The 16118-nt window shown below is 43.0% G+C and carries 19 protein-coding genes and 1 riboswitch; of the genes, 3 read left to right on the forward strand and 16 right to left on the reverse strand.

Going from position 1 to position 16118, the window contains the following annotated elements:
- Window positions 1-134: 134 nt before the first annotated feature.
- From B9A22_RS06795 to B9A22_RS06835, 9 genes are all read right to left on the reverse strand, one after another.
- Window positions 135-551 (reverse strand): TIGR04086 family membrane protein, encoded by a 417-nt coding sequence (locus tag B9A22_RS06795; protein ID WP_084574974.1) that lies wholly within the window; start codon window positions 549-551, stop codon window positions 135-137.
- A 75-nt stretch (window positions 552-626) separates the two neighbouring features.
- Window positions 627-1385 (reverse strand): 5'/3'-nucleotidase SurE, encoded by a 759-nt coding sequence (gene surE / locus B9A22_RS06800; protein ID WP_084574975.1) that lies wholly within the window; start codon window positions 1383-1385, stop codon window positions 627-629.
- Between the two features lie 18 nt (window positions 1386-1403).
- A complete protein-coding gene (locus tag B9A22_RS06805; RefSeq protein WP_084574976.1) occupies window positions 1404-2129 on the reverse strand; it encodes a 7-carboxy-7-deazaguanine synthase QueE in 726 nt (241 codons plus the stop codon).
- A gap of 3 nt (window positions 2130-2132) precedes the next feature.
- Window positions 2133-2510: a 6-carboxytetrahydropterin synthase QueD gene (gene queD / locus B9A22_RS06810; protein ID WP_084574977.1), complete on the reverse strand. Its 378-nt coding sequence runs from the start codon at window positions 2508-2510 to the stop codon at window positions 2133-2135.
- A 115-nt stretch (window positions 2511-2625) separates the two neighbouring features.
- The gene (locus B9A22_RS06815; RefSeq protein WP_084574978.1) at window positions 2626-3909 is read right to left on the reverse strand and encodes a glycosyltransferase family 2 protein; all 1284 of its coding nucleotides are present in this window, start codon (window positions 3907-3909) and stop codon (window positions 2626-2628) included.
- Between the two features lie 156 nt (window positions 3910-4065).
- The gene (pssA, locus tag B9A22_RS06820) at window positions 4066-4746 is read right to left on the reverse strand and encodes a CDP-diacylglycerol--serine O-phosphatidyltransferase (RefSeq protein WP_084574979.1); all 681 of its coding nucleotides are present in this window, start codon (window positions 4744-4746) and stop codon (window positions 4066-4068) included.
- Complete coding sequence (locus B9A22_RS06825) at window positions 4743-5384, reverse strand: phosphatidylserine decarboxylase family protein (RefSeq protein WP_084574980.1); 642 nt, start codon at window positions 5382-5384, stop codon at window positions 4743-4745. The genes pssA and B9A22_RS06825 overlap by 4 nt, the downstream gene beginning before the upstream one ends.
- A gap of 89 nt (window positions 5385-5473) precedes the next feature.
- A complete protein-coding gene (locus B9A22_RS06830; protein ID WP_245823858.1) occupies window positions 5474-6202 on the reverse strand; it encodes a WecB/TagA/CpsF family glycosyltransferase in 729 nt (242 codons plus the stop codon).
- A gap of 58 nt (window positions 6203-6260) precedes the next feature.
- Window positions 6261-8237: a transglycosylase domain-containing protein gene (locus B9A22_RS06835; RefSeq protein WP_084574981.1), complete on the reverse strand. Its 1977-nt coding sequence runs from the start codon at window positions 8235-8237 to the stop codon at window positions 6261-6263.
- Window positions 8238-8367: 130 nt separating this feature from the next.
- Here B9A22_RS06835 and B9A22_RS06840 point away from each other — a divergent pair, with 130 nt between their 5' ends.
- Complete coding sequence (locus B9A22_RS06840) at window positions 8368-9297, forward strand: polysaccharide deacetylase family protein (RefSeq protein ID WP_245823860.1); 930 nt, start codon at window positions 8368-8370, stop codon at window positions 9295-9297.
- Window positions 9298-9344: 47 nt separating this feature from the next.
- Here B9A22_RS06840 and guaB read toward each other — a convergent pair whose 3' ends face one another.
- Window positions 9345-10799 (reverse strand): IMP dehydrogenase, encoded by a 1455-nt coding sequence (gene guaB, locus B9A22_RS06845; RefSeq protein WP_084574982.1) that lies wholly within the window; start codon window positions 10797-10799, stop codon window positions 9345-9347.
- A 140-nt stretch (window positions 10800-10939) separates the two neighbouring features.
- On the reverse strand, window positions 10940-11578 hold the full coding sequence (locus B9A22_RS26275; RefSeq protein ID WP_176215423.1) for a 3D domain-containing protein: 639 nt from the start codon (window positions 11576-11578) through the stop codon (window positions 10940-10942).
- A gap of 4 nt (window positions 11579-11582) precedes the next feature.
- Window positions 11583-11719: riboswitch (cyclic di-AMP (ydaO/yuaA leader) on the reverse strand.
- A 152-nt stretch (window positions 11720-11871) separates the two neighbouring features.
- Between B9A22_RS26275 and B9A22_RS06855 the strand changes: the two genes are divergently transcribed.
- Window positions 11872-13254 (forward strand): FAD-dependent oxidoreductase, encoded by a 1383-nt coding sequence (locus B9A22_RS06855; protein ID WP_084575211.1) that lies wholly within the window; start codon window positions 11872-11874, stop codon window positions 13252-13254.
- Window positions 13254-13538, forward strand: a complete 285-nt coding sequence (locus tag B9A22_RS06860) for a ferredoxin family protein (protein ID WP_084574983.1) — start codon at window positions 13254-13256, stop codon at window positions 13536-13538. Before B9A22_RS06855 ends, B9A22_RS06860 begins: the two co-directional genes overlap by 1 nt.
- Here B9A22_RS06860 and B9A22_RS06865 read toward each other — a convergent pair.
- The 5 genes from B9A22_RS06865 to B9A22_RS26015 form a co-directional block, all read right to left on the reverse strand.
- On the reverse strand, window positions 13535-14029 hold the full coding sequence (locus tag B9A22_RS06865) for a hypothetical protein (RefSeq protein WP_084574984.1): 495 nt from the start codon (window positions 14027-14029) through the stop codon (window positions 13535-13537). The genes B9A22_RS06860 and B9A22_RS06865 overlap by 4 nt on opposite strands.
- A gap of 57 nt (window positions 14030-14086) precedes the next feature.
- Window positions 14087-14272: a 2-hydroxymuconate tautomerase gene (locus B9A22_RS06870; RefSeq protein WP_084574985.1), complete on the reverse strand. Its 186-nt coding sequence runs from the start codon at window positions 14270-14272 to the stop codon at window positions 14087-14089.
- Window positions 14273-14507: 235 nt separating this feature from the next.
- Window positions 14508-14765 carry a hypothetical protein gene (locus B9A22_RS06875; RefSeq protein ID WP_084574986.1) on the reverse strand — a complete coding sequence of 86 codons (258 nt, stop codon included), beginning with the start codon at window positions 14763-14765 and terminating at the stop codon, window positions 14508-14510.
- The gene (locus B9A22_RS06880; protein ID WP_084574987.1) at window positions 14758-15069 is read right to left on the reverse strand and encodes a hypothetical protein; all 312 of its coding nucleotides are present in this window, start codon (window positions 15067-15069) and stop codon (window positions 14758-14760) included. The genes B9A22_RS06875 and B9A22_RS06880 overlap by 8 nt, the downstream gene beginning before the upstream one ends.
- Before the next feature lie 436 nt (window positions 15070-15505).
- Window positions 15506-16003, reverse strand: coding sequence for a hypothetical protein (locus B9A22_RS26015; RefSeq protein WP_245823862.1), 498 nt, complete (start codon window positions 16001-16003; stop codon window positions 15506-15508).
- Window positions 16004-16118 lie beyond the last annotated feature (115 nt).

Raw genomic sequence — 16118 nt, forward strand, 5'->3', positions numbered from 1 at the left:
TTGCTGGAATTTATCCGATGACTAACCCGCGCTAAGACTCCCTCTTCTACAAGTGGGAGTTTAGGAGGCTTCCCTGGAAGTTGGGCGACTAACCTTCAGGTGGGGTTAAAACCCCATCTGAAGGTTAGTCTACTTTATAAATTGACGCCAATAAATCCACCAAGTGCTCCGGCTAAGCTGCCAGCGGCAAACTTATTGCCTAGCATGAGCCATGATATTTGTTCCTGGCCTAATTCGATACCTATTCCTAGCGAAAAAAGTACATAGATTATGCCAACAGCACAGCCAATCAGTAGGCCTTTGGCCGCTATCTGTTTGGTTGCATAGACACTGCCAATAAAAATGCTAGTCATAGTCACAGCAACCATAATATATTCGAGGAAAGTATCAATAAATCTATTTTCTGATATCAGGCTAATTAGAGAAAGGCACACGGCACAAATGAGTGAGACAGCTATGCTAACTGCTACTCCTTTAAAGATAGCCATTGAAACATTGGTATTACGCGGAGTTTGGGGGTAGTTTCTTGTCCGTCTGGAAATTTTGGCCATAGCACTCCCTCCTGAACAGTCTTTTACTGTAAATTTATGCAAATAACAGCCAAATATGCCGGACTAAGGTTAACTTTATAACTCCCACGTCTCCAATAGATTCATAATGCCATAGTTGGTCAAATCAAAGTGTATAGGGGTAACTGAGACTTTACCTTTTTTTACGGCAACAATATCACTGTCAGGATCATTTTCAGTTTCCGACACATGACCACTCATCCAATAGTATGTGCGGCCTCTAGGATCCTGGCGGCGTTCGAACGTATTTTCGTAGTTGCGGACGCCAAGTTTTGTGATTGATACTCCTGTCAATTGACCATCAGACAATGCAGGGACATTAACATTAAGAAGAGTATTTGGCGGTAGACTGTGCTTAGCCAGCGTTTCGACGAGTTTTCTGGCAGTCCTGGCTGAAGGACCAAAATCGAACGGTTGCCAGCTGTCCAGTGACATCGCAATAGCTGGTAGGCCGTGCAGCGCCCCTTCTATTGCTGCACTGACAGTACCTGAGTATAATACATCGGTTCCCAGGTTTGAGCCCTGGTTAATTCCAGAAACAATAATATCTGGCCGATCATCTGTGAGCAGGGACTCTAAGGCTACCTTAACACAGTCGGTCGGTGTGCCTCCTACCCGCCAAGCACAGATATCGGAACTATCAATACAATGTTTATCTACCCATATTGGATGATGTACGGTAATTGCCTGGCTTGATGCGCTTTTTTCACTATCCGGCGCCACGACAGTAATTCTGGCAATTTGTGATAATTCCTGCCACAGCGCTTTTATCCCCGGCGCATTAATACCATCGTCATTGGTCAAAAGTAAATGCAAAGCACAACCTCCTAACAATTATAGTTGACCCATAAACTTATGAGTCTGTGGAATTACCCGAACGTTTTCGAGTATTTCAAGCGCTTGTTCCTGATAAGCAAGCATTGTCGCCGGTGTGACTGTTTCACAACCGTTACATGGGGTAACTGGCTGCAAAATAAGTGGGATACTGGTGTTAGCTGAGGCTATTAAGTCAACGGCTTGCTTAAATTCATCACTGTTAGTCTGTTTTGTAATAACTAACTTAACGAAAAGCTCTTTAGTTGATGCTAAGCGTAAAAATTTATCATGTTCTTGCCAGTATGCTTTACCGGCAGCACTCGGCAGTTTAATATCCATGCTGATAATATGTATATGTGGCAGCACTTGGGCAAGTTTATCAAACATAGTGCCGTTAGTTTCAAGATAGATAGGAGCATGGAGTTTTGGTGCCAGCTTCACAATGGAGTCTGCCTGTCCCAGCGGCTCCCCCCCTGTTAAACTAATCGAGTGGTGTTTGACTGTTAAAAGTGAATTAATCATTTGTGCGAGATGATCAATGGGTAGCGGATTAGGTATTTTTTCAAAATCCTGTTTACCTGGGGTACGCTCAACTAGGGCAAATTTACATAGATTGCGGGAATCTGGCGTATCACAATAGGCACAGGATAAATTGCAACCCGCAAATCGTACAAAGATCTGCCGTGTTCCAACATATAGCCCCTCACCTTGAATCGAAGAAAATATTTCAACAATATTGGACATAGCCTACCCGTGAGGACAGTATTTGACTGCCGACCGAGGCGACTCCCATACCTGAACGCAGCGAACTGTAATATTTTTTTGAAAGACAGGCTCATTGGCAAGTGTATCATATATGTACTTGGCAATGTTTTCTGCAGTCGGGGGAATTGTTTTGAATGCAGGGAGGTCATTAAGATAATAGTGGTCAAGATTATCAATGACTTTACCTACTTCAGTTTTTAGTTCTTTGAAATCCATAACCATCCCTAGATGGTTAAGCTCATGACCGGTAACAGTGACTTCCACCTTCCAGTTGTGACCGTGTAAGCGGCAGCACTTTCCGGGATAGTCTGGTAACTGATGAGCAGCCTCAAATTCGGCAATAATGGTTAAATCGTACATGGATAACGCCTCCTTAAACAATAGGTTTTAACAGGTATATAAGAAATATACTGTAAGCGGTTAAGTGCTAAAGCATTATACTATATGCAAAAAAAGATGAGTATTAACTCACCTTTTATTTTATAGCTTGCTTACTTAGAAGGTTTTCTTTGGTAAACTCATCCGAATTGTTTAGTAACATATCACGATAGCTAAGACTGCGAGTATGCTGGGTATGGCTCCAATTTCGGTCATTGCGGTGCAAAAATCCTAGGAAAGTAATTGGAATCCAACTGTATACAAAGAGCGGATAGAAGATTAAGTATAGCCATGTCTTCCAGTTAGCGCGGATTTTTGCAAGAATAATTACTGGGAAAACATATTGGCCAATTGCGATAACTGTCCAAACCTCAATGGGTAGAACCATATAGAGAATATTAGTATAAAACGGAACAATATGGTAGACATAGCTTAATATGACGAATGTTGTTGACAGTATCAGGAAATGTGGCTGAACCAGATGAAGTACACCATCCAAGATTCGTATGTCCCGGCGCCTGATTCCCTCTGCCAATAGTTTCGGGATATAGCGACCAGCAACATCGAAATGGCCTTGTGCCCAACGCTTACGCTGTTTCCATGACTGCATGAAAGTAAGGGGTTTCTCGTCATAAACGATAGCATCATGTGCCCAAGTAGTACGAATACCGATTAATAGTGTTTTCATGGTAAATTCCATATCCTCAGTGAGACAGGTAGCTCCCCAGCCAAACTTCTTCAAAATATCAGTAGAAATACACATCCCAGTACCGCCTAGTACACTAGACAAGCCAAGATTATATTTAGCTAGGTGCCAAATATGATTAACTACCCAAAAGGAAATGGCAAAGGTAGCTGCAATCCAGGTATCATTAGGATTTTTAGCGTTAAGGTAGCCTTGAATAACCTTTTCACCCTTACATAGGCGATTGTTCATTTCACTCAGGAAGTTGGGGTCAACTAGATTATCAGCGTCAAATACTACTACAGCGTCATATTGCTTGTTTAAAGCGAACAGCTTATCAAACATCCATTCCATTGCATAGCCTTTTCCCCGCAGATCAAGGTTAGAACGCTCAAAAACGATAGCACCGGCGTTTTTAGCGATCTGGGCTGTACTATCCTTACAGTTATCGGCTACAACATAGATGTCATAAAGATCCCGAGGGTAGTCAAGCATATGCAGGTTCTCCACCAACTGGCCAATTACCTGTTCTTCATTATGCGCCGCAACTATGATGGCAAATGTATTTTTCGGAGTAGTTATTTTATCTTCATGTCTTTTACAAATTCCGAAAAAAGCAATGATAAAATAGTACAGCGTGAAAAAGACAATAATGAGCTGCATAGGAATCATTATATAATCAAAAATGTAATTCATGGACTATTCTCCTTACAAAATCCTGCTTTCGATAATTGTGTCTGAGCTGCAGGATCTATTGAGCGGTTTTCCTGAAAACTTTTCATATAAATAATATGCTTAAATTTCGGCTAAATGATTATTTTTCCTGCTACTTATTAAATTTAGCAAAATAAATTAAGAGGCAGAACGACGATCAAACAAGCCGAATAGAGTATTTAAGATACCAAATAATGAATAGACAAAAAATGGAACAAAAATCACGGCATTGAGGGTCAAAAATAAAATATATGCTCCTAGCGCGATTGAAATAGCAGCTGGGATTAGGCGAACAGGTTCGCCGCCTTTACCTTTAAAATCAGGATATTTGATGGTGCTAACCATCAAATAGGCAAAAATTGCTACCATTAGAGGAAAAAGCCAACCAGACGGTTTCATCCCTAACATGACAAATGTTGCTACAACACAGCCGGCTGTAGGTATTGGCAATCCCATAAAATAACCTTTGACAGTACTGGTATTGACATTAAATCTAGCTAAACGCAAAGCGCCGCAAGTTGCAAAAGCGGCAGCAATAAAACAACCCGTAATGCCAAAATCCTTAAGCATAAAGGCGTACGCTAAAATGGCGGGCGCTACACCAAAGGAAACTAAGTCGCACAATGAATCAAGTTCTTTGCCGAATTCACTACTAACGCCAAAATATCGAGCCACTCGGCCATCAAGGCCATCAGCAACCAGGGCAGCAACAATAAACAGAGCTGCATAGGTAAACTCGCCATGAAAGGTATATATAATGGCAAACATGCCCAGCACTATATTGAGTGCTGTTAATATGTTAGGAATAGCGTTTCTCACTTTTCCTTTACCCTCCCTATCACTGTTTTTCCACCTCGAACTCTATCCCCCTTTTTTACCAGTATCTCTACTGATGTTGGTACAATAAGCTCGGTACAAGAACCGAATTTAATCAAACCATAACGTTCACCCTGTTGGAGCACACTGCCCAAGGTGACCCAGGAAACAATCCGCCGAGCTAGAATCCCAGCGATTTGTGTAACTAACACTCGCATTTGGCTGTTTTCTAAACCAATAGCATGGCGTTCGTTCTCACAAGCAGCCGATTCTTTATAGGCAGGTTTAAATCTGCCACAAGTATATTGCTGAAACTTAATCTCACCATTAATGGGGCTACGATTGACATGAACATCAAACACTGATAAAAAGATTGTGACTTTGAGACCTTTCTCATTCAGGAACTGGTCGTCGTAAACTTCATTAACGCTCATTACTCTGCCGTCAGCAGGCGATACTATTAAGTTATCGTCCTCAGGCACATCACGTTTGGGATTGCGGAAAAAGAAGGTAACAAAGGCCGTTAATACTCCGGGAATAATAGCCCAATAGGTGCCAAGGGTCAAGGCGGCGATAATAGTGACTAATCCAAGTACAGCAATATATATGTATCCTTCTTTGACAACAGGAGTTTTTACCATCTATCCACCTCCCTGTGAAAACCTCCTATAAAAACTTGAACCAAAAAGCAAGTTCAGTATATCAGTATAATATACTTAGTTTACTTTGTCTAACATTTTTTGCCTAACAAGACTTTAAAGGCAAATCGGGGTAAGGCCATCATTCTGATTACTCGCTGTGGCTGCAGGATTAAACGGAATAGCCATTCCAAGCTGATGCGTTGCATCCAGAGTGGCGCCCTTTTAACAGCGCCCGCCATTACATCAAAAGTGCCGCCTACGCCCATACAAACGGGAACGTTTAGGTTAGACAAATTTCTGGCTAACCACTTTTCCTGTTTTGGAACCCCCAAGGCCGCTAATAAAATATCAGGTTTTGCAGCACTTATTGATTGGACAATAAACGGTTCATCTTGTGCTGTAAAAAAACCTTCTCTTGTACCAACAATACGAAGGCCAGGATAGAGCTCTAATGCAATCTTTTTGGCCTTTTCGACAATCTCTGGTTGGCTACCAAACATAAAAACACTGTAGCCCTTATTAGCGGCCTGCGCCAGCAAGTTTTGAGATAGGTCGTAGCCAGCGACTCGTTCCGGCATAGTATATCCTTGATGCCGTGCCGCCCATACCACGCCAGCGCCGTCAGGTACCACCAAATCACATTGATTGAGAATTGCGGCTAACTCTTGATCTTCCTGAGCTAGCATAACCATTTCTGCGTTGGCAGTAGCAATTAAATGCGGTGTTTTTTCAGCAATAAACTGTTCGAGTTTGGCTACTGCTTCGGACATGGTTACAGTATCAATAGAAACGTCTAAGACAGTTACTTTAGTACCCACTGAGAAATATTAACTCCTTACACTTTGTTTTACTATCCTAGCACATTGTACCACAAGTTTAAAATGACGGCAATCTTGACCAAGGCCATTTCCAGAACGGTTGCTTGCGCTCTGGCTGTTCTGGTTGCTGCTGTTCTCTGTCACCTGGCGTTAACCATGACTTGGGACGGTTTTCAACGGCTGGTTGAGTACCTTGAATAAAAGCGCTGTATTCAGTTTCTTTACAGCCGCTTCCTGCCAATTTGCCTGTATTAGCGCAGATGGGGATTCCTGCAATAACGTTAGGGGGAATGGAAAAATCGGTTGGTGGCGTATTGGCCACTATCTTGGAAACCATCTTACCCCATAGTGCTGAAACCTCAGTGCCAGAAATGCTAACTGGCTTTCGGTTGTCGTTACCAACATAAATTCCTACTAGTATATCAGGAGTGTAGCCGATAAACCAGGCTGTTTCGTAATTGTCGGTAGTACCTGTCTTACCGGCGGCAGGACGTCCAAGGTTGGCTGGCGTAGCAGTACCATCCTGAAGCACACCTTTAAGCATATCTGTTAAAATATAGGCCGTTTCTGGCTTAAGTACTGAATGCTGAATAACTTTACCTTCCTCAAGTACTTGATCGTTCTCATCAAGTACTTTTACAATAACCATAGGTTTAGAAAACACACCACTATTCGCAAAAGCCGTGTAAGCTGTGGTGAGCTCCCACAGATTAGTTCCTTGAGTTAAGCCGCCCAATGCAGAGGCTAGATTATCATCTTCGGGTGTCAGCGTTGTGATTCCCATGCTTTTTGCAAGGGTTAATACTTGGTCGATGCCTACCTGCTGTCCGATTTTGACTGCAGCTACATTGACTGACCAGCGTAGAGCTTTTTTCATAGTAACCGGTCCACGGTATTTTTTATCATAATTGACCGGCGAATACCCATTTATGTTAATCGGTTCATCAATAATTATGGCGTTGGCAGTAAGCCCCTGATTAAGAGCAGTTGCGTATAGAAATGGTTTGAAGGCTGAACCAGGCTGCCGGACTTCGGCGAATACCCTATTTATTTGACTTTCTTCATAATTACGTCCTCCCACCATAGCTTTAACATATCCGTTTTTGGGATCAAGCGCCAATACAGCTCCTTGAAGCTGACCTAACACAGCTTCGGCTGCTTGCTGCTGCTTAATATCTAACGTGGTGTATACCTTAAGTCCACCCTTGTAAACCCTATTAGCGCCATAGCGGCCGACTAATTCGTTGGCAACATGGTCAAGAAAGTAAGAGGCTTGTACTATCCGCTTTTTTTTGCCGGCAAGCGTAATCGGCTCAGCCTTAGCCTGTTGAGCTTCTTGTTCGCTTATATATCCTTCTTTAACCATGCCAGCAAGTACCATGGCCCGGCGGTCCAGCGCTGCCTTCATATCAATATAGGGGGAGTAAATATTCGGACCGCGTGGCAACCCGGCGAGCATGGCACTTTCAGATAAAGACAGCTCTTTGGCATGCTTACCGAAATACATCTGGGCTGCAGCTTCTACACCATATGCTCCTTCACCGAAATAGATCTGATTTAGATAAGCTTGCATGATTTCTTGTTTGGAAAACTTATTCTCAATAATTATGGCCAGCAAGGCCTCTTTCGCTTTGCGGATTATTGTTCGCTCTTGTGTGAGAAACATATTTTTAGCCAACTGCTGTGTTATGGTGCTACCGCCTTCAACTAGGCTGCCCTTACGGATATTGACTACTATCGCACGAAGAATCCCAAGCGGATCAATACCAAAATGGTTGTAAAACCTGGTATCCTCATTGGCGATAATTGCCTGTTGAACATAGGGGGACATATTGTTAATTGTTACTACTATCCGGTTTTCCTCAAATAGTTTGGATATGAGCTGACCATTTATGTCAAATACCTGAGTCGCAGCGACTAGATTTAAGTTATCCAGGCTGTCAGTTCCTGGCAACCCTAGAAATGCATAGCAAATATTGGCTGACATTGTTAATAAAACAGCCAAAACGGTAATAAAAATGATATTTTTTGGCATAGGCATACACTCCTCTTAGAAATAGTATCCCCAAGCTACCGAAGTTTTACATGCAGGAATAGTTCGTCAGGCGGAGAATATACGAAATTTAGACACAGTTGGTCAAACTATTTTAAGTAGGAGCGTCTAAATGAAAAAAAAATCGAAATTTTTTCAGGCAATGTGCAGCTTAAGCGCTATGTGTCTTACCTTGTTAGTATCATCGCCGTTGGCGTTGCTTGCTTTCTCTGATTTTAAGTCTTCTGTACCGGTAGCCGCTCAAACGATAAACCAAGGTGAACTTTTGACCGACGTTAAGTATACCTCGCCTGGCATGGCTGTTGATGCCTATTATATGAATGAAAATGCCGACAATCAGCCAATCACAGCTAAACCGGTCTATGATGTATTTACTGTGGAAGAACGACAGGCAAAAGGATTAGTATTGGAAAATCCAGAAGTTAGACCTTACTATGGAGAAAAGGTAGTTTATCTTACTTTTGATGATGGCCCAGAGCCAGAAAACACTCCTGTTATACTTGACATTCTGAAAAGCCATGGTATAAAGGCAACCTTCTTTGTAGTGGGTAATCAGGCAGAAAAGCATCCGGAGATTTTACGCCGTATTTATCAGGAAGGACATGCTATTGGCAACCACTCTTATAATCATGTGTACCGTGATCTATATCAATCTGCTAACACTTATGTTTCCCAATTGCGCCATACTGATGAAATAGTAAAGAAAATAATTGGTGTGCGGCCGCGCATCTCTCGCGCGCCAGGCGGATCAGCCGGCAGTTTTACCAAAGAATACTGGGAGAGCTTAAAAAAGCTAGGTTATATTGAAGTTGGCTGGAATATCAGCTCAGGCGATGCATCGAGTGCAAAAGCTAGCCGAATCATGAACAATATTGCCACACAAATGGATAACAAAAATTTATGGAGTCATGCGACTGTGCTTATGCATGATGGTTGTGGCCATGCCGAGACAGTAAAAGCCCTGCCTGATATCATTAAATTTTATAAAGACCGCCAATTCGAATTTCGGGTGATTAACCTTGAGACTCCCTCGCCTTGGTAAGCGGGATGCAAAAAATGCTTTGGACTAGCGTCCAAAGCATTTTTAAATTAGAGACTATAGTTAGGCGATTCTTTCGTTATGCTGATATCATGCGGATGGCTTTCTTTGAGACCAGCACCAGTAATACGGATAAATTGGGTTTTGTTAATAAGTTCTTCTATATTCCGAACTCCACAATAGCCCATACCGGCACGCAGGCCGCCGATCAGCTGGAATACCGTATCGGCAACAGATCCTTTATAGGGAACCCGTCCTTCAATTCCTTCAGGCACCAGCTTGTCCATATTTTCCTGGAAGTAACGGTCTTTGCTGCCTTCGGCCATTGCGCCCAGTGACCCCATCCCCCGGTAAACTTTGTAGCTGCGTCCTTGATAAATAATGGTTTCTCCTGGGCTCTCTTCAGTACCGGCAAGGAGGTTGCCGACCATTACAATCTGAGCACCAGCGGCAATAGCTTTGGCCACATCACCTGAGTATTTGATGCCGCCATCAGCAATAATGGGTACATTGTACTCACGTGCGGCTTTGGCACAGTTATAAATGGCGGTAATTTGCGGTACACCAATACCAGCAATAACCCGGGTAGTACAAATTGAACCAGGTCCAATGCCGACTTTAACAGCATCAGCACCTGCTGCAATTAAATCACGGGTTGCTTCGGCGGTAGCAACATTGCCGGCAACAAGATCAACATGCGGGAACGCGTCTTTAATTTTTCTTACAGACTCAAGTACACCCCGCGAATGACCATGTGCGGTATCAACGACGATAACATCAACCTTAGCACCTACAATGGCTTCGACGCGATCCATCATATCCGCCCCTACACCGACGGCAGCGGCTACTAGCAAACGGCCTTTAGGGTCTTTGGCTGAGTTAGGATATTTTTGCGCCTTTTCGATATCCTTGATAGTAATAAGCCCTTTTAAATTGCCATCATTATCAAGTAATGGCAATTTCTCAATCCTATGTTCCCGCAAGATTTCTTTGGCTTCTGTGAGTGATGTGCCAACAGGTGCCGTGATAAGATGTTCTCTAGTCATGCAATCAACAATTATGCGGCTTAAATCAGTTTCAAAACGTAAATCGCGGTTGGTCAGGATACCAACGAGTTTGCCATTGCTGGTAACCGGCACACCTGAGATACGATATTTCTCCATAAGGTCATGAGCATCTTGCAGGGTATTAGTTGGCGATAAGAATATCGGGTCGACAATAATGCCATGTTCAGAACGTTTGACTTTGTCGATTTCGTTGGCCTGACGGGCGATTGGCATATTTTTATGGATTACCCCCACCCCGCCCTCACGTGCCATGGCAATTGCCATACGGGCTTCGGTAACAGTGTCCATGCCGGAGCTAATGATAGGAATATTAAGCTGGATGTTCTTTGTTAAATAGGTAGATACTTCAACTTCTCTAGGCAAAATTTCTGATTTTGCGGGTACAAGCAAAACGTCATCAAAAGTTAAGCCTTCGGGGCCAAATTTGTTGTCAAACATTCACAGAACTCCTTCCCTAAACATCATCGTAATAGGTATTTCCCACTATAATAACATAAATAAACTTGCCAAATCTACCACTTTTTATGTAGTTGCAAAAAAAAAATAAATATTGCCTGGCAAAATGCCAGGCAATGTAGTTAGTTGAGAACATATACCTTTACATTCTGTACACCAAAATCATAGGCTTGATCTACAGAATTCATCGCAATATCGATCCGGTTCCCTTTGATTGCGCCGCCAGTATCTTCGGCAACGCCATACATGCTATTACCGTCGGCAAATTCAATATATAGTCTTGAACCAAGAGGAATAATCCGCGGGTCAACGGCAATAACACCAGGACGTACTTGGGTTCCCATATAAGTGAGACTGCCCCATTGACCATTGTCGTGCGGACCAGGCGCATACGCAGTAGCTCTTATGTCCAAAACAGTTTTGTAACGACCTGGCGTGTTACCGCGTGATACCTCTGGTGTACGTCCGCCTAGTAAGAGTTGAAAAGTTTCCTGACCTACAATCCCATCGGCTTCAATATTTTTAGCATTTTGAAATTCTATAACCGCTTGCTTTGTAGTTTCACCAAACAAACCATCAACGGTTATATTGCTATAACCCAATTCAATAAGCTTGCCCTGCAGTTCTTTTACTTCGTCACCATCCATACCTGGTTTGAGTGGTTGATTGCCTAACGCTGCAAAAGCCAACGACGTCCAAATATTGGCAGCTAAAATTGCCATAGTAATGGTACCAATAATTATTCTTTTGATGTTTTTCATTGAAAACACCCCTTTCTAAATGCCTACGAGGTTAGCTGACGGGTTCGGGACAAAGGGAAATCCCTACCGCATAACGCGGATTCACCCCAGAAATGGTTCCCCCGTTTTCCTACTGGATAGGAAATTCGGCATGTCGTAATGATACAGCATAGCTTTGTATGATGCAAGTATGGTTACAATAGATTATCATACAATAACGATTATTAAGTAACTTTTCTCTCTGTTATGCTGCCGTATACGTGTGTGTAATATAAATTTAGAAAATTAGGAGTAAACTAAAGTTGGGTGAGTATATGTTAAAACATTGGTATGAAGCCAAAAAAACGCACAAAATATCCTGTAAACCAATTACCTTAAAAGTAGATAATCATGATACCGGTGCTGTTGCAAAAAAGTATGATGCCATTATAATCGGGGCTGGGCCAGCTGGGCTTACTGCCGCATATTTTATGGCCAGGGATGGCCTGGACGTGCTTGTCCTAGAACGTGGCCCTTATGCGGGAGCAAAGAATTGCGGAGGCGTTAGCATTATGGCTGAGCACACCCATAAGCTCTTTCCAAACTTTTGGGAAGAATTCCGGTGTGAGCGAATTATCACCGACCAGTCATACTGGTGGATGACTGAGGATTCGGTCCTCTCTACAAGGTTTCAAAGCGCTCGGCTTGCTGCTGCGCCCTATAACCGGTTTTCTGTTAAGCGGGGCAACCTTTATCAGTGGCTGGCAGACAAGGCGACTGAGGCCGGTGCTCACGTGCTTTTCAACTACACGGTAGAAGAGGTCTTGTTTAATGATGGACAGGCTACCGGCGTGGTAGCTGTAAACACTGGTAGCAGTAAATTTTTGGCCAACATCATTGTTTTGGCTGATGGCGCTAACTCGCTGTTGGCCGAGAGGTCGGGGCTGGCGGCTCGGGTAACGCCTGAAAATATGTCCCTGTATGTGAAAGAGACTATTGCCCTACCTGCCAGCGTAATTGAGGAGCGCTTTAATTTGCTGCCCGGTCAGGGAACAATAATCGGACTGATTGGTTATCCGACTGCCGGATTTAACGGCACTGCTTCCATACATACCTTTAGAGACAGTATTAGTCTTAATGTAGGCATAGCAGTAGCCGATTTTGCTCAAGCCGGATTTAATCCTAATGACCTGCTAGAACGCATAAAAAAGCACCCCCAAATCAAACAACTGATTGCCGGGGGGCAGACTATTGAATATGGCGGTTCGTTAATTCCTGAGGGGGGTTATTATGCTATCCCTAAGCTGGTACATCCCGGCCTGATGATTGTCGGTGATGCCGGGTCACTAGTTAATGGAACACATGGTATAAACCTGGCCATGTGGTCAGGGTTTTACGCAGCCAAAGCTGCCCATTCAGCTAAAATCAGCCGAGATTATTCGACGCGGAAGCTATCTTTATATACTGAGTTATTAAAAGAAAGCTTCATAATGCAGGATCTAAAAGCTAACGCTGGCGTTGCCAAACTAATGCGTGACTTACCATATGCTTTTGACCTCTATTCCCGTATGGCCAGCGAAACTGCGTACCAGGTTTCGCGAGTATACACAATGCCCAAACGCGCCAAACGGATCATGGTCTTCAAAAAGTTGACCAGCATGCAACCAGTCCTAAAGATATTGTCAGATGCCTGGAAAACGCTGAAGGTGATTCGCTAATGCAGCTCCAGGACAAGATTGCACTTATAGATTTTAATCCGGACGACAACAGACAACATGTTGCCGTATACAAGCAGGAGCAATGTGACGTATGTAAAGAAAAACAATGTCTAAACATCTGTCCTACTGGCGTATTTAAATGGGACTACCAGCTAGGCAGTCCCATATTGGTGTACTATAAGCAGTGTGTTGAGTGCGGTGCTTGCCGGCTGGCCTGCCAATTTAACAACATTATCTTCGCGTATCCGTCAGGCGGCTTTGGTGTGGCTTACCGAGAAGGCTAGCCTTTTCCCAACATAAACGGCGCAAACCCCAGTTGCCCCCAAAAGTGGTTGTAGTATATTTGGATAACGCCGTCCACTCTTCTGCGCAAAATTTTCTTTACATGATTAAGGGAGCTGAAAAACAAACGAGTCTGAGGATGGGCGCTGTTGGCGGCTGCCTGTTGATAAAATTGCATGGATTTGTCGATTGCTGCGTAGATGCCCCAAAGTGTCATAAGCGCCGGCATGCTGGCGCCACTAGCGGCTGTGTTTTGGGTAGCTAGCTGCCAGGAGGTATCTGAGCCAATTAACTGGTTTTCGTTTATGTCAGGGTAAGGAGTAGTGTCGATGTTTATTGTGCTGGCAATTGATAAAATCTGTAAAAGTTCTTTCTGGCAGCTGTCAACCAGTGCGATAATCGGCGCTATCCCAGTTGTGGCAGCAGCAGATAACCCAGCTACCTGAATGTCTATCGAAGTTTCAAGTTCAAACGCAAATTGTATAGGTAGCATGACTTTTGCACCACCTTTTAAAAGTTATGCCATTTCGTTAAGAAATGGCATAAGAGATTATTTGTCAGATGCTAATACGCCAGCTTTGGCAATATGTTGGGTAGGAGCTTCGCGTAGCACGATAGTTACAGCTTCAGGGGGGCATTTGGCTGTTTCAACAATGGCTTCGGTTACTTTTTTGACCATCTCCCGCTTTTGCTCCAGGGAACGGCCTTCAAGCATATCGATTTGTACAATTGGCATAATATAACCTCCATTAGAATGTTCTTACTTTATATAATATCTTCGTGATCAAATGTAATATCCCTCCCGATGGCAGTAAACATTTTTTTATTGCAGCTATCCCGTTTCCAACGCAATTTATGATACCAGCGTCTCTAAGGTTTAGCGGTGGCACAAACAGCGCCCATTTCTGCGGTGCTGCAATTTAAATAATATGGACCGGAACCCCTAGGGATTCCGGTCCTCCGCTAATCCGCTAATCCTCACCCACCGAAGTTATCGCACAGAGATTAATGGTAACATTACCAAAACGAAAGGCTTCATCGCTACCAGGTGTAAAGACTTTAACGTCGGTAGCTAAGGCCAACCCATCCTCCACTCGAGCTAGACGACCTTCGGCCTCGAATTGAAAGCCACCTACAGTTCTTATGTTTACATCTTTTTCGCCTTGTAGACGTTTCAAGATATGGATGAGGCAGCAATTGAAGTCACGAGAAACTAAATCTTCACTCATCTTCATTTCCCTCCTCATGGCAGTCTTCTGAAAACGGGTCTTCGCATACGTTTTTCGATATTGCTACAATTGTACAAATATCGATAAACGACAATGCTTCATCCCTTACCTCGCCACCGGGGGTTAATACGGTAACTTCTTCCTCACATGACGCTGGAAGCAAAAATAGAATTCCATCATCCACGCGGTCCAGTAGACCGAAAAATGCAAACCCGTCAGCGGTGAACAATACAACATTAGTTCCGCAGGCGCACTTTAGTTCCTCGCACCAATGCCTATTGCATATGTCGTCAAACAATCCCATATGCACTTTCCCTCCTTCGTGATCTTGTTGTTGGCTATACTACAATCTATGCAGATTCAATAAAAAAGTGAACTATAATTGGGGTTTGCTAGCTAACCCTGATTTTTTATCAATTAACGGAATTATTTTGTTTTTTCGCAATACAATCTCTCATCAATTGGATCCAATAAACCCTGAGCTTGTACTCCAGGTTCATTACCCAAAACTGCATGGCAGCTATGTACTCCGCAGTTCATCGAAGAAGCGGAGATACGGGCTAGCCCATACTTTCGCTTGCCGTTTCCAAACTGGCCTTCCTATGCGTTGCATTCTCTGGCATCCTGTTCTTCATCTCTTTCATTTTTAAGATAGAAAATAAGTATTCAACAGCTTGTGTTTGAGTAAAAAAACCCTGGAATTTTTCCAGGGTTTTCTAGTATCTTCTAAAGCGAAGCGATTATTTATTTTTATTCCTATCATTCTCACCATCACAGTCACAGTCACAGTCATCCTCGTGGTCATCCTCATAGTCACCATCATGATTATTCTTATCCTCATGGTCATCCTCATGATCATCAAGATCACAATCACAGTCATGGTCCTTCTTATGATCTTTTTTCTTATGGCCCTTCTTATGATAATCATCATCATTATCACAGTTAATACCAGGACCAATAAATAGAATTTGATCAACACTAACAGCAATAACTGAACCTTGGGGAAATAACACTTCTCTATATTTACACGATGTAATAACAGATTCTGTTAGTTGCAACAAAATAAATTCTACCTCATTATCGACCATATTATGCGCAGATGGAGAATTATTATTTGCACTGTATTTACGTTCTGCTTCCCCCAAAAACCGTCCAGTCAATGTAAAACCATCGTCAAGTACGATTGTTAAGACTAAGCCGCCAGAAAGGTCAAAACCTTTTCCTTTCGGGAATTTCATATTAGTTTCGCTCCTTTTATAAAAATGGACCTTATACCTAATACATGATATGCACGTTGTTATGTCAAAGTTACTTAGTATTAAAATCAATATTAAGAGCTGCTCACTAAGCAGG

It is taken from the genome of Sporomusa malonica (genome assembly GCF_900176355.1).
Classification (GTDB): domain Bacteria; phylum Bacillota; class Negativicutes; order Sporomusales; family Sporomusaceae; genus Sporomusa; species Sporomusa malonica.